Source organism: Paraburkholderia sp. USG1 (assembly GCF_031570135.1).
Classification (GTDB): domain Bacteria; phylum Pseudomonadota; class Gammaproteobacteria; order Burkholderiales; family Burkholderiaceae; genus Paraburkholderia; species Paraburkholderia dioscoreae.
The window spans coordinates 24,551-37,776 of record NZ_JAMWXW010000002.1 but is presented as its reverse complement, the minus strand read 5'-3'; the positions used below and the strand labels follow the sequence as shown (position 1 = coordinate 37,776).

13 protein-coding genes are annotated in these 13,226 nt (G+C 62.5%); 12 read left to right on the top strand and 1 reads right to left on the bottom strand.

Annotated elements, in window-relative coordinates:
* The first annotated feature begins 24 nt into the window (after positions 1-24).
* The 4 genes from NE850_RS02630 (at position 25) to NE850_RS02615 (ending at position 3,731) form a co-directional block, all read left to right on the top strand.
* Positions 25-789, top strand: a complete 765-nt coding sequence (locus NE850_RS02630; RefSeq protein ID WP_007177571.1) for a DUF969 domain-containing protein — start codon at positions 25-27, stop codon at positions 787-789.
* Between the two features lies 1 nt (position 790).
* Positions 791-1,741 (top strand): DUF979 domain-containing protein, encoded by a 951-nt coding sequence (locus tag NE850_RS02625; RefSeq protein ID WP_007177570.1) that lies wholly within the window; start codon positions 791-793, stop codon positions 1,739-1,741.
* Positions 1,742-1,897: 156 nt separating this feature from the next.
* The gene (locus NE850_RS02620) at positions 1,898-3,103 is read left to right on the top strand and encodes a porin (protein WP_310698416.1); all 1,206 of its coding nucleotides are present in this window, start codon (positions 1,898-1,900) and stop codon (positions 3,101-3,103) included.
* A 220-nt stretch (positions 3,104-3,323) separates the two neighbouring features.
* Positions 3,324-3,731 carry a GFA family protein gene (locus tag NE850_RS02615; RefSeq protein WP_007177568.1) on the top strand — a complete coding sequence of 136 codons (408 nt, stop codon included), beginning with the start codon at positions 3,324-3,326 and terminating at the stop codon, positions 3,729-3,731.
* A gap of 65 nt (positions 3,732-3,796) precedes the next feature.
* On the opposite strand, the gene NE850_RS02610 is transcribed toward NE850_RS02615, so the two are convergent.
* Positions 3,797-4,582, bottom strand: coding sequence for a GntR family transcriptional regulator (locus NE850_RS02610; protein ID WP_310698415.1), 786 nt, complete (start codon positions 4,580-4,582; stop codon positions 3,797-3,799).
* Positions 4,583-4,746: 164 nt separating this feature from the next.
* Here NE850_RS02610 and NE850_RS02605 point away from each other — a divergent pair, with 164 nt between their 5' ends.
* Genes NE850_RS02605 through NE850_RS02570 form a run of 8 tightly spaced genes read left to right on the top strand, consistent with a single transcriptional unit; the run spans position 4,747 to position 13,225 of the window.
* Entirely contained in the window at positions 4,747-5,592 is an 846-nt protein-coding gene (locus NE850_RS02605) for an alpha/beta fold hydrolase (RefSeq protein WP_007177566.1), read from the top strand.
* Positions 5,593-5,607: 15 nt separating this feature from the next.
* Complete coding sequence (locus tag NE850_RS02600) at positions 5,608-6,966, top strand: amidohydrolase family protein (protein WP_007177565.1); 1,359 nt, start codon at positions 5,608-5,610, stop codon at positions 6,964-6,966.
* Positions 6,967-7,006: 40 nt separating this feature from the next.
* A complete protein-coding gene (locus NE850_RS02595) occupies positions 7,007-8,089 on the top strand; it encodes a substrate-binding domain-containing protein (RefSeq protein ID WP_007177564.1) in 1,083 nt (360 codons plus the stop codon).
* A 43-nt stretch (positions 8,090-8,132) separates the two neighbouring features.
* A complete protein-coding gene (locus NE850_RS02590; protein WP_007177563.1) occupies positions 8,133-9,683 on the top strand; it encodes a sugar ABC transporter ATP-binding protein in 1,551 nt (516 codons plus the stop codon).
* A 15-nt stretch (positions 9,684-9,698) separates the two neighbouring features.
* Positions 9,699-10,682 carry an ABC transporter permease gene (locus tag NE850_RS02585; protein ID WP_007177562.1) on the top strand — a complete coding sequence of 328 codons (984 nt, stop codon included), beginning with the start codon at positions 9,699-9,701 and terminating at the stop codon, positions 10,680-10,682.
* Between the two features lie 30 nt (positions 10,683-10,712).
* Positions 10,713-11,879: an NAD(P)/FAD-dependent oxidoreductase gene (locus NE850_RS02580; RefSeq protein ID WP_007177561.1), complete on the top strand. Its 1,167-nt coding sequence runs from the start codon at positions 10,713-10,715 to the stop codon at positions 11,877-11,879.
* Between the two features lie 27 nt (positions 11,880-11,906).
* Complete coding sequence (locus NE850_RS02575; RefSeq protein WP_007177560.1) at positions 11,907-12,347, top strand: RidA family protein; 441 nt, start codon at positions 11,907-11,909, stop codon at positions 12,345-12,347.
* A complete protein-coding gene (locus NE850_RS02570; RefSeq protein ID WP_007177559.1) occupies positions 12,344-13,225 on the top strand; it encodes a fumarylacetoacetate hydrolase family protein in 882 nt (293 codons plus the stop codon). The genes NE850_RS02575 and NE850_RS02570 overlap by 4 nt, the downstream gene beginning before the upstream one ends.
* Position 13,226 lies beyond the last annotated feature (1 nt).

The window sequence follows — 13,226 nt, the reverse complement described above, 5'->3', positions numbered from 1 at the left end:
AAGTGAATTGTTTGGGAGGTGCAGATGCACACAGCAGTGAATTTATGGCCGTTGGTGGGTGTCGCGGTCATCGTGATCGGATTTGCGTTGCGGATCAATCCGATGCTCGTCGTGGTGGGGGCGACGGTCGTGACAGGTGTGCTCGCTTCAATGCCGCTCATCGCCATCCTTACGCAGATAGGCACGGGCTTCGTCAAGACGCGCAATCTGCCGCTCATCATCATCCTGCCGCTGGCGGTGATCGGCCTGCTCGAACGATACGGCCTGCGCGAACAGGCACAGAACTGGATCTCCGGGGTGCGCGCCGCAACCGCGGGGCGTCTGCTGATCTGCTATCTGGCGGTGCGTGAGTTGTCGGCTGCGCTTGGGCTGGTGAGTCTGGGTGGACATGCGCAGATGGTTCGTCCTCTCATCGCTCCGATGGCCGAAGGCGCCGCGGTCAACCGCCACGGCCCGCTGTCCGACGAACTGCGCAACCGCGTGCGTGCCTTCGCGGCCGCCACCGACAACGTCGGCCTGTTTTTCGGCGAGGACATCTTCGTTGCGTTCGGCGGAATCATGCTGATGCACACGCTGCTCACGGAGATGAAAATCGACGTCTCACCCATCGCGATCGCGTTCTGGGGTTTGCCCACCGCGCTCGCCGCGTTCCTGATCCATGCGGTGCGGTTGTACCGTCTGGATGGTTACCTGGCCCGCGCGGTATCGCAGAGCCAGCCCACGACCAGGGCGGCCGCGCGCCTCGGCACACCGGTGACCACGACACCTTCCGAATCCAAGGGGCACTGAGATGATTTTGCGCAGCGAATACTTCTACTGGCTGGCCGGCGTCATCCTTGCGATCACGGGTGTGTTGATCCTGCTCGATCGCACACATACGCGGCGGCTCGGTAGCGGCATGTTCTGGCTGATCTTTTCGGCGCTGTTCCTGTTCAGCGACCGGCTTGCGCCGCCCGTGGTGGGTGCGGCGGTGGTGGTGGCCGCGCTGATCGCGGGCTTTGGCGGACTCGGGCGCGGCAAGCCTGCGCCGCTGCCCGATGCCGAGCGCAACGCGAGCGTGGCGCGCCTCGGCAACTGGCTATTCGTGCCCGCATTGCTGGTGCCGATCGGCACGCTGATCGGCTCGGTTGCGCTGCCGAAGCTCAAACTCGACGGACTGTTCGTGTTCGATCAGTCCAACCCGACGCTTGTCGCATTGGGCCTGAGCGTGATCGTCGCGGTGATGGTCGCGTGTCGCATCACGCGTGGGACGCCCGTCGAATCGATGAGGCAGTCGAGGCATCTGACGGAATCGCTTGGCTGGGCGTTGCTCCTGCCGCAGATGCTGGCGGTTCTCGGGCTGATGTTCGGCCGCGCGGGCGTCGGCGAGGCGGCGGCATGGCTCACGCATACTTATGTCAATACGGACTTCAAGCTGGTCGCGGTGATCGTCTACACGTTCGGCGCAGCGATCATGACGATGATCATGGGTGGCGCATTCGCGGCCTTCCCGGTGGCGATGATGGCTGTAGGCTTGCCCGTGTTGATCCATACGTATCACGGCAATCCTGCCGTGATCGCGGCGATCGGCATGTTCTCGGGCTATTGCGGCACGCTCGTCACGCCAATGGCGGCGCACTTCAACATCGTGCCCGCGGCGCTGCTCGAATTGCCCGACCGTTACGGCGTAATTCGCGTCCAGGCGATGACAGCGTTCCCATTGCTGCTCGCCAACGTGGTTCTGCTTTATCTGCTGATGTAACGCCCGGCTAGCGCTTCTCGCCGCTTCATCCGGCAATACATCCAGCTTTTCCCCCGCGCTCAACCAACCCATTGCACGGACGGCTCACCGTCTCGTGGCGGGTTTTGTCGCGCGTTTTTTTCGAAGTCTCACAACATCACACGTCGGGGTCTACTGATGAAAAAGCACATTTACGCGCAATCTTCGGCATTGGCATTCCTGCTCGCCGGAACGGGCGTGGCGCACGCGCAGAGCAGCGTCACGCTGTACGGCATCATCGATGAAGGGCTGAACTACATCAGCAATAGCGGCGGCGGCAAAGTGATCAGCGCGACGAGCGGCGTCATCCAGGGTAGCCGCTGGGGCATGCGCGGCACTGAGGATCTGGGCGGCGGCCTCAAGGCGGTCTTCGTCCTTGAAAACGGTTTTGATGCATCGAATGGCAAGCTTGGGCAGGGCGGGCTGGAATTCGGCCGACAGGCGTGGGTCGGTCTTTCGAGCGCACGGCTCGGCACGGTGACGCTCGGTCGCCAGTACGATCCCCGTGTCGACTTTGTCGGACCGCTGGTTTCCGCGACGCGCTGGAGCGGGGCGTTCGGTACGCATCCGGCCGATATCGACAACCTGAACAACTCGTTTCGCATCAACAACTCGGTGAAATACAGGAGCCCGTCTTTCGGCGGATTCGCGTTCAGCGCGCTGTATTCGATGGGTGGCGTGGCGGGCTCCGTGGGCCGCAACCAGATTTATAGCGTTGGCGGCGGCTACACATACGGGCCGTTCGTGCTCGGCGCGGCTTACCTGAACGCTCATAACCCGAACGTCTCGTACTTCGGCGCGACGGGCACGGTTGCCGCGACGACCAACGGCGTGCCGGGCTCGAACCTCGGCACAGCGCCGTCATTGTCTGGATTCGCATCAGCGTCGACGTATCAGTCAATTACGGCGGGCGGCGGGTTCCAGCTTGGCGCGGCGCACATTGGCGTCACGTACTCGAATACTGCGTTCAAGGGGCTGGGCGATACCACGTCGGGTCCGAATCCGAATGGCTTCACGGGCAGCACCCACTACAATAACGCGGAAATCAATGGCGAATATCGCGTCGGGCAGGCGCTGCTGCTCGGAGTCGCATACGATTATATGAAGGGCAGCAGCATCAGCTCGGCGCGCGGCAAGGTCGGTGGTGCAACGTATCATCAGATTTCGCTCGGCGCGGACTATTCGCTGTCCAAGCGCACGGATGTCTACCTGATGGGGATGTACCAGCACGCATCCGGAACTGACTCCACGGGCGGCGAGGCGCATGCCGCGATCTACACGATCACGCCATCAGACTCGGATCATCAAAGCCTCGTGCGAGTCGGCATTCGCCACCGCTTCTGATCATGATCGACGCGAGGACTATATTCGTAGTTCTCCAGAAACTCCCCCCGGCTGATTTGTGCGGCCGTGGGGAGTTTCGCTTATACCGAGGAGACGCCGGAGGCACGATACACCTGCTGGTTTCCGGTACTCACTTCCTCGACAAATAAAGTGGCATAAAATCAGTGCTCTGAAACGAGTTGTGCAGACCTTCCCTGGAAGGACAGTTCAGGAGAACAGGATGAAAGTCGAAGGCCGCTGCCACTGCGGTGCGATTGAATACGAAGCGGAGGTCGAGCCCGGGACGGTTTCGATCTGTCATTGCCAGGACTGTCAGACGCTTTCAGGGACGGTCTTTCGCGCGAACGTGCCCGCGTCGGCAGACCGGTTCCTCATCGTCAAAGGAAGTCCGCGGCAATACGTTAAAACGGGCACGAGCGGTGCGAAGCGGATTCATGCATTCTGCGAGAACTGCGGCGCTCCGGTCTATTCATGCGCGGCCGAGAATCCCGCAACCTACTCGCTGCGCATTGGCGCCTTGATGCAACGTTACGAACTGGGAAAACCGGTTCGCCAGATCTGGACAAAGCGCCGGTTCCCGTGGATGGATTGCCTTGATAGTGAAAAGGAGTTCGACGGTCAACCGTGAACGCTGAGCAGGCCGCCTGACTGACAGTGGCGGCTACCTGCGTGATTGACTGGCCGGCGTCGATCTTATTTTGCTACGGCGGCCTGTACCTTTCTTGAACCCCGAGGCCGTCCGCGGCGACGCTTTTCTTCAGGCGGCCGTACGTGGTCGGGCTCTGCGGCAATCTCCGTTGGAGCAAGTGTCTTCGCCAACATCGGCAGCATGAGGTCGCGCGTCTGCTCGAGATGTGTTGTCAGCACGCGTACTGCCAGGTCCGCATCACCCGCGAGTATGGCGTCGAGCAGCGCCGTGTGCTCGCTCTCCAACTCGCCTTCGGCGCTGACGGCCGGCAGCAGCGCGCGGTGATACATGGCACTGGCCTCGGCCAGTTGGCGCACGATCTGCACGAGCCGTGGACTGCCGCAAGCCTCCATCATGACGATGTTGAATTCCTCGTGGCGCGCGAGCCACTCCGGATTCACGCGCTCCGGCTCGGACTCGACGCCAACAGGCGTGCGGCTGAGCCGATGGTGTGCCGCGACGACTTTCGATTGCCATTCCACGTCGCCGCGCGCAATCGATTGACGCAGCGCAATTCCCTCGAAGATCGCCCGTTGACGCACGAGGTCGATCAGATCTTCCGCCGTTAGCGCGCGAACGCGAAAGCCGTGCTGCGGTTCGATCTCCACCCATTGTTCGCCGGCGAGGCGATTCAGCGCCTCCCGCACCACATTCAGACTGACGCCATGCGTCTGCGCCATCAGCGAGACCTTGAGCCGTTGTCCCGGCAGCAGCTTGCCCGTCAGTATTGCCTCCCGCAGCTGGTCGAACATTGCCGTATTCAACGTGCGGCCATCTTTTGTATTTCGCATGCCTTGCAGCCAATAGTCGTATCTGCGCGAGCATAGCACGGCATCCAAGCGAAAAACTATTCCGTACGTAGCAATCCATCAAAAAAATAATCATGGTTTTATTTTTGAAAAATGGATTGTGAGTCATAGAATTATTTCCACTGTACGGCTGCGAGGTTCCGACGATGTCCACGATCGAGATGCGCGAGGAGCAGTTCGCATTCGAAGATATGCCCGTGACGGTCTATCGCGGCGGCGCGGGCGCGCCGCTATTGATGATTCACGGCTCGGGGCCGGGCGCTTCCAGCATCGGCAACTGGCGCACGGTGCTGCCCGCGCTTGCTGCCCGGTACGACCTCTACGCGATGGACCTGATCGGCTTCGGCAAGAGTGCCCGCAAGCCGTCTGCGCCTTTTTTCGACTTCGACCTCTGGGTGCGTCAGGCAAAAGCGCTGCTCGAACGTGTACCCGGTGAGAAGGTCGGCGTGATTGGCCATTCGATCTCTGGCGCGATTGCGCTCACGCTTGCCGCCGCCTCGCCGCGCGTGGCGGCCGTGCTGACGACGGGCACGATGGGCGCGCCGTTCGAAGCGACCGACGCGACGCGCCGTTGCTGGCGTTGCCCGACTACCAGGGAAGAACTGGTGCTCGCGCTTCAGGGTTTGATTCACGACACCTCGGTTATCGACGAAGCGTATCTCGCCGCGCGCGAACCCGTGGTGTTCGCGCCGGGCTACGCCGAGTATTTCGACAGCATGTTCGCTGGCGAGCCATCGCAATACATCCGCGCCGCAACGCTCGACGACGCGACGCTCGCGCGCATTCTCTGTCCCGTTGCGCTGCTGCACGGTCGCGACGACATCGCCTTTGCGCCGTCCAGTTCGGTTCAGATCGCCCGGCGACTGCCGCATGCCGACCTCGCGCTGCTCTCCGACTGTTCGCACTCGGTCGCGTTCGAGCGCACCGACGTCTTTCTCGCCACGGCGCAGCGGCTCTTCGATGCGGCGCTCGGCTCCGTGAATCCGCAGTAAATGGATCTCTGTACCATGACAACTACCAACGGCTATCTGCTCAAAGGCAGGATCATCGATGGCACGCTGAACCCGCCAGTCGAGAACGGTGCGCTTGTAATCGAAGGCGAACGGATCGCGTGGCTCGGCGCGGCGCGCGATCTGCCTCCCCTCTATGCCGACCGTCGACTGGAAGTCATCGATCTGCCGGGGCGCACGCTAATGCCCGGCCTCGTCGATGGGCACACGCATATCTCGTTCGGCGAAGCGCGTTCGGAAGAAGAAAATGCCCTTTACACGCCCGTCGAATTCCGTACGGCGAAGGCGCTTTATTACGCGAAAAAGGTTTTGCAGGCGGGTGTGACCAGTGCATTCGATGCGGCCACGACGTACAACATCGCGCAGGCCGTACGGGACGCGATCGACACGGGCATGTTCGAGGGGCCGCGCTTCGCGGTTTCGGGTAAGCAGCTCACCAACCACCAGGGTCTCGAAGACTCGTTCCCGAACGAGATGCCGTTTCCCGTAGGGCAGAGCGCGGTGCTCGTGAAGACGCGCGAAGACCTGGTGGAGCAGATCCGTTTTCAGGTCAAGGACGAAATAGACGCGATCAAGGTGTCGGGCTCGAACGACAACCTGATTACGCCCGACGCGCTCGGCTCGTCGGCTTTCACGCTCGAGGAATTCCGCATCATTGCCGAAGAGACGCACCGGCTCGGCAAGCTCTGCAGCGTCCATGCGCGCTCGCGAGAGGCCGCGCTCTGGTCGGCGCAGGCAGGCTTCGACAATCTGTTCCACGCGTCCTACATCGATGACGAGGGCATTGAAGCCTGCCTGAAGAATCACTGCGTAATCACGCCGACGCTCACGCTGCTCGTCAATCTCGTCGAAGCGAAACAGGGCAACGCGGGTGCATCGGGTGCCGCGGCGTTCCGGGCGGAAATCGAAGCGGCGAGCGTCAATCTGCGGCGCGCTTACGAGGCCGGTGTGCCGCTCATCGCCGGCAGCGAGAGCGGTTGGTCACCCGTGCCGTATGGCCAATGGCATGCGCGCGAAATGGAGCTGTTCGTCGATCTGCTCGGGCTTACGCCGCTGCAGGCGATCCATGCGAACACGCTCGCCGCGACGCGTCTTTTGCATCGCTTCGGTCACGAGGTCGGCAAGCTCGAAGCGGGGCGTCTCGCGGACGTGCTGGTGGTACCCGGCAATCCTCTGGACGACATTCGCCTGCTGCAAAGGCCAAAGAGCTTCGACTACATTTTCAAGGGCGGACGGCCAGTCGATCGCACGCCGCCGCCGCCGCGGCAGCGCAAGTGGTACGAACGCACCAAGATCTTCCTGAACGGGCTGTACGAATACGATGAAACGAGCGGCAGCGGCCGGCTCGTGCAGTGATTCTTTCCACCACGCTACGAAGACCACGAAGAGGACTACCGTGCCGATTACCTCGTTCGCTCATAAGGCGCGCTGCACGTTGCGCAAATTGCCCACTGTCGTCGCGCTCGCCGCTCTGCTCGCGGCACCCGGCGCGCATGCCGAAACGGACCGTCTGCTCGGTCTCATCGCGCCGATGAAGGCGGCCACGCCGTTCAAGATCGGCGTGACTGTCGTTCATTTGAACGACGACTTCTACAAAGGCATTGTCTACGGTATCGAGGACGAAGCGAAACGATCGAACGTGCAGGTAGTGCAGGTGTCGATTGCGGGCGCGTATGGCAATGTCCGCGAGCAGTTCGCGCAACTCGACGCGTTCAAGACGCTCGGCGTGAACGTCGCTGTGTTGGCGCCCGCCGCTTACGACGGCTTCGATCCCATCATCCGTTCGTTGAAGAGTACTGGTATGAAGGTCGCGTCCGTCGGTATTCCCGTGAATAGCAAAAACGTCGATTTCGGCGTGCTGCAAGACGACAGCGCGATCGGCAAGGTGCTCGCCGACGCAGTGTGCAGGAGCGGCACCGGCGAAAAGACGGTCGTCTCCGTGCCGGGGCCCGCGGGCGCGGAATGGGTACGTTTGCGTTACGTGGGCTTCACCGACGAAGCGAAGAAATGCCCGTCGATGAAGGTGTTGCCCGGCGCGTTTGGCGGCGCGCTTGGTCTGCAGGAAGGTCTCGCGCAGACATCCGACCTGTTGCTGCGCAACCCCGATGCGAACTTCGTCTACACGCCGGAAGTCTCGCTGGGCATGGGTGCCGCGCAGGCGATCCGCCAGCAGAACCGCAAGGTTCAGGTCGTGACCAGTTCGATGGTGCGCGAAGCCGCACCGATGGTGAAAGATGGCCGCATGCTCGCCGTCGTGTCGGAGCCGGGCATCATCATGGGCCGTCTGATCGTCCAGTACGCGATTCGCGCAGAAGCGGGCCAGCCTTTGCCAAATCTGGCGCCGCCTTCGGCAAGCGGACTTGCCTATCCGCACTACGACGTGCCGTCCACCCTGATTACGAAGGCGAACGTCGATACGCATCCATTCGAGATCTACGAAATTCCGCCGAAGAACTGGCAGATGCCAGCCGTGCAATAGGCGGTTTCCCCCTTAACGAGTAAACGAGTAAAGGGCGGCCATCATGGCATCTGAACCGGTTTTGCAGGTGCGGGATCTGGGCAAGCGATTCGGTGCGACACGCGCACTTGCCGGTGTCACGCTCCAGTTCTGCGCGGGTGAGATTCACTGTGTGCTCGGCGAGAACGGCGCGGGCAAGTCCACGCTTGGCAAGATTGCGGGCGGCCTGTTTCCCGCGGACGAAGGCGAAGTCCTGCTGAACGGCAATTGCGTGCGTTTCGCGAGCCCGCGCGAAGCCCGTTCGGCGGGTGTCACGATGGTGTATCAGGAACTATCGCTCGCGCCGCATCTTTCGGTTCGTGCCAATCTGTGGCTCGGTTTCGAAGGCAGGCGCTTTCCGTTGGCGCCCACGTTGCGCAAGGCCGAGCGTCAGCGTGCCGCGAGCGTGCTCTCGCAACTCGGGCTTGCGGGCATCGACATGGAGCAGCCGGTGAAGGCGTTGCCGGTTGCCGTCCAGCAGCTCATCGAAATAGGCAAGTCGCTGATGTTCAAGCCGAAGGCAGTGATCTTCGATGAACCGACCGCCATGCTTGGCGCCGTTGAAAAGGAGCGCTTTTTCGCGGTGCTGCGCACGTTGCGCGACAGCGGCATCGCCGCCGTCCTCGTGACGCACCATATTGAAGACGTGATGACCGTGGCGGACCGCGTCACCATCATGCGCAATGGCAGCGTGGTCGATTCATTTGCGCTGACGCCGGACATCGACGCGGACCAGGTGGTCGAGCGGCTGACGGGCAAACGGCAGCAGGCGGCCATGCGTCAAACCGGGCAGGGTTCCGCGCGCGCGCCCCTCGTCGATATTGAAGCCGTGCCTACTGCCGATGGTCCGCGCACGCTGACCATCGCGCGCGGCGAGATCGCCGGGTTTTACGGGGTGGTGGGCTGCGGCGCGGAGAAACTTGTTCGTGCCCTCACCGGGCAGGACGAGCCGGCGCATCCCGGCCCGCTCACATTGAGGCTCGACGGACGCCCGTATCGCCCGCGCGGCGCCGCGGACGCGTTGGCGCACGGCGTGGCCTGGCTACCCGCGGGGCGCGCGAGCCACGGTGTGCTGCCGGGCCGTTCGATCCGCGAAAACCTGCTGTTGACGCAACTGAAGGGGCTGTCGCGCTTTGGCTTCATCGGTCCCGCGCGCGAACGCACGCGTTGTGCCGAGTTGCTGGAGGCGTGCCAGGTGAAATTCGGCGACGCCGAGCACAGCATCATGACCTTGAGCGGCGGCAACCAGCAGAAGGTGCTGCTCGCGCGCGCGATGGCGGGTGCGAAGCGCGTGCTGGTGCTGGAAGAGCCGAGTGCGGGTGTCGACATCGACGCGAAGCGGCAGATCCATCAGCGTATCCGTGCGATTGCGCAAACCGGCATCGCCGTCGTCGTGCTGTCCAGCGATCTGCCCGAGACGCTGGCTTTGTGTGACACCGTCATCACGATGTATGCGGGCGCCGTCGCGAACATCTATCGACAGCCGACGGAAGCCGACCAACCGTCGATCATCGCCGACGTGCTGGGCCAGCACGAAGCGCAATCGGAAATTGCCGCCGCCGTGGCGGCCGTCTGACCGGAGAATCGCCCCATGAACACTAAATCCCTCAGCCCGGACACCGGCGACAGCATGCTCTCGCGGGGGCGGCGCGCGTCGTTTTCCGAGGCGATGCTGCCGCTGCTGATCGTCCTGATCGCGGTGGTCGCGGGCATCGTGCAGCCGCGCTTTTTCACCGCTGACAACATGCTGAACCTGGCGCGCCAGGCCGTTCCGCTGATGATTTTGTCGCTCGGCCAGGCCATTGCGATTCTGCGCGGCGGTCTCGACCTGTCGCTTGCATCCGTCATGTCGCTCGCCGGCGTCGCGGGCGTGCTGACGATGCAGCACATGGGCATCGGGCCGGGCCTCGCCGTGATGATTGCAACGGGCATCGTTACCGGGCTGGTGTCGGGTTTCATCATCGCGTGGTTCCGTACGACGCCCCTGGTCGTGACGCTCGGCATGCTGTCGGTCGCGCAGGCGATCGCGCTGATCCTGTCGGGAGGGGTGCCGATCTACGACGTGCCGGCCGACTACGCGCAGGCGGTCGGCTTTGGTAGCGCGTTCGGCGTGCCTGTCATGGTGTGGATCGCCGTTGTCCTGACGGCGGCGATGGCGGTGCTGCTGCGCTACACAGTGTTTGGCCGCTATGTCTACGCAATGGGCTCGAACCAGTCAGCGGCGGCAAAGTCCGGTGTGAATGTCCGCTTTTACACGATGCTTGTGTACGCAGTGAGTGGTTTTTGCGCATCCGTGGGCGCCGTTGTGCTGACCGCGTGGGTCAGTTCGGCACAGCCGATTGCCGCGCCGAACCTCACATTGCAATCGCTCGCGGCCGTGGTGCTGGGCGGCGTCGCGCTCACCGGCGGCGCGGGCGGCGTGCGTCAGGTGTTTCTCGGCGTACTGGTGCTCACGCTGCTCTCCAACGTGATGAACATGGTGGGTGTTTCGGCGTACTACCAGACGCTTGTGGTGGGCATCGTCATTATTCTCGCGGTGATCCTCGACCGGTATCGCCGCAAGGAACAGGATTGAACGTCACTGGATACATACAGGAAAGCCAACATGACGCAACGCACTGTCGAGATTATCGGCGCGGGCCTGGCAGGCCTCGTCGCTGCGAACCGCTTCGCGCAGCTTGGATGGAAGGTCCGGATCCACGAGCGCAACGCCGAATTGCGGATGTTCGGCGCCGGCATCTGGTTGTGGGAGAGCGGGCTGAAGACGCTGGAGACCATCTGCGCCTACGCGCAAGCCGTTGAACGCGCACGCGTGATCCGTGAGTGGCAGATCCGCGATCACCGGGGCTCGGTGCTGATGTCGCGCCTGGCGCACGCCGGCGACCGCCTGATGCTGCCGCCGCGTGCGGATCTCTATCAGGCGTTGATCGACCGCGCGGTGGCGCAGCGCGTCGAGATCTTCACCTCATCGCTCGCCGTTGCCGTGGCGCCTGACGGTACCACCACGTTCGAGAGTGGAGCGACAAGCCACGCCGATCTGGTGATCGTCGCTGACGGCGCCTACTCGCGCATTCGCGAATCGATTCTCGGAACGAAGTGGATCGACTTCGGCTCGGAAGTCGGCATCCGCATGCTCATCGACGAGGAACCGGGCGACATCCGCGACACGCTGATCGAATACTGGAACGGCCCGTGGCGCCTGCTTTACAACCCATGCACCGACGGGCGCAACTATATCTTCCTGAGCGCGCCTGTGGGCGACGAACGTGCCCGGAAGCTGCCCATCGACGTGGCCCTATGGACAGAAAAATTTCCGCATGCTGCTGATCTGATCCGGCGCTTCCAGGTCGACAGCCGCTGGGACCGGCTCGTCAACGTCAAATGCCGCAAGTGGTCCGAGGGACGCGTCGCAATCGTCGGCGACGCAGCGCACGCGATGCCGCCAAACCTCGGTCAGGCAGCCAACACGGCGTTCATCAACGTGATGGCGCTTGCCGAGCTGGCAAGCGGCCCGGCAGGCGAACACGATCTTCCCGCAACGCTGCGCGCGTGGGAAACACAGCAGCGCTCGATTACCGATCACGTGCAATGGTGGTCGTATCTGTATGGCTATGTGCTCGGCAAGTGGCCCGCGTCATTGCTTTCGTTACGCTCGGACGTGGTCCGCGCGATAGCGAAGACGGAATGGTTCGACGAAAGTCTGAATCGTGGTGCACGCCACGTGCCAGCAGGTTTCGAGCGGGCCGCGCCGCTTCCCATGTCTCTTTCCTGACTGATTCCAACCGAAAAGGATCCATTCATGAGCCAGTCCGTCAAGTATGTCAACCCTGAAGGCGCCTGCCCGGCGCAGGGCCTTTATTCCCATCTCGCGCGCGTCAAGGCGGGAGAGATGATCTTCGTTGCCGGACAGCTTGCGGTGGGAGCTGATGGCGGCGTTGTCGGCGTCGGCGACTTCGATGCGCAGTTCAAGCAGGTCTTCAAGAATCTCGGCGACGTGCTCAAAGGCGTCGGCTGCGACTTCAACGACGTTGCGAAGTTCACCACGTACCTCGTCGCGTCGCAGCACATTCCAGGCTTCATGCGCTGCCGGGCCGAGCTGTTCCCGTCGCTGTTCGCGACCGACATGTATGCACCCAACACGCTGCTTATCGTGGACCGACTCGTGAAAGAAGAGTTTCTGATCGAAGTCGAGGCGGTCGTGCGCGCCCGGGATCCGGATTCCGCTGGAGACAAGGCATGAAACTGGTCAGTTTTGAACACCGCGGCGAACGGCGGATTGGCGTATTGACGGGCGATGCCTGGGTCGTGGATGTCACCGGGGCCGTGGGCTCGTACGACATGAACGTGCTCATCGAACGATACGAAAGTCTGCGCGATGCGCTGGCGAGGGAAGTGGAGGCAGGTGCCGAACGTGTGCCTTTGTCCGACGTGACGCTGCTGGCGCCGATACCCGACGTACGCCGCAACATCTTTTGCGTGGGCAAGAACTACTATGATCACGCGCACGAGTTTGCCAATAGCGGCTTCGACTCGAGCGCCGCGCTTGGTGCCGTGCCGCCCGCGCCGATTATCTTTTCGAAGCCGCCGACCTCGGTCGTCGGCCCCGCCGCGGCCATAGACTCGTCGCTCGACCCCATGCAAAGCGTCGACTATGAAGCCGAACTCGCTGTCGTCATCGGCAAGGCGGGGCGTTGCGCGCAGACGGATGATCCGTGGTCGTTCGTCTTCGGCTACACGCTTCTGAACGATGTGACCTCGCGCGGATTGCAGAAGCATCACAGCCAGTGGCTGCTGGGCAAAGGCATCGATACCTTCTGCCCGATGGGCCCAGCCATCGTGACGGCCGATGCGGCAGGCGATGTCAACGCGTTCGAGATTCGCTGCGAAGTCAATGGCGAAGTGCGTCAGAAAGCACCGCTATCCGCGCTGATCTTCGATATCCCCACGCTGATTCGCACGATTGGCCGGTCGATTTCTTTCGTTCCCGGCGATGTCATTGCGACAGGCACGCCGGCGGGTGTCGGACTCGGCTTCAATCCGCCGCGCTATCTGAAACCGGGTGACAGCGTGCGTATTTCGGTCGCACAGATTGGCGCGCTCGAAAATCACGTTGCGTGAG

Coding starts and splice junctions, on each gene's coding strand:
- NE850_RS02630 (WP_007177571.1), top strand. CDS start 25: ATGCACACAGCAGTGAATTTATGGCCGTTGGTGGGTGTCGCGGTCATC.
- NE850_RS02625 (WP_007177570.1), top strand. CDS start 791: ATGATTTTGCGCAGCGAATACTTCTACTGGCTGGCCGGCGTCATCCTT.
- NE850_RS02620 (WP_310698416.1), top strand. CDS start 1,898: ATGAAAAAGCACATTTACGCGCAATCTTCGGCATTGGCATTCCTGCTC.
- NE850_RS02615 (WP_007177568.1), top strand. CDS start 3,324: ATGAAAGTCGAAGGCCGCTGCCACTGCGGTGCGATTGAATACGAAGCG.
- NE850_RS02610 (WP_310698415.1), bottom strand. CDS start 4,582: ATGCGAAATACAAAAGATGGCCGCACGTTGAATACGGCAATGTTCGAC.
- NE850_RS02605 (WP_007177566.1), top strand. CDS start 4,747: ATGTCCACGATCGAGATGCGCGAGGAGCAGTTCGCATTCGAAGATATG.
- NE850_RS02600 (WP_007177565.1), top strand. CDS start 5,608: ATGACAACTACCAACGGCTATCTGCTCAAAGGCAGGATCATCGATGGC.
- NE850_RS02590 (WP_007177563.1), top strand. CDS start 8,133: ATGGCATCTGAACCGGTTTTGCAGGTGCGGGATCTGGGCAAGCGATTC.
- NE850_RS02585 (WP_007177562.1), top strand. CDS start 9,699: ATGAACACTAAATCCCTCAGCCCGGACACCGGCGACAGCATGCTCTCG.
- NE850_RS02580 (WP_007177561.1), top strand. CDS start 10,713: ATGACGCAACGCACTGTCGAGATTATCGGCGCGGGCCTGGCAGGCCTC.
- NE850_RS02575 (WP_007177560.1), top strand. CDS start 11,907: ATGAGCCAGTCCGTCAAGTATGTCAACCCTGAAGGCGCCTGCCCGGCG.
- NE850_RS02570 (WP_007177559.1), top strand. CDS start 12,344: ATGAAACTGGTCAGTTTTGAACACCGCGGCGAACGGCGGATTGGCGTA.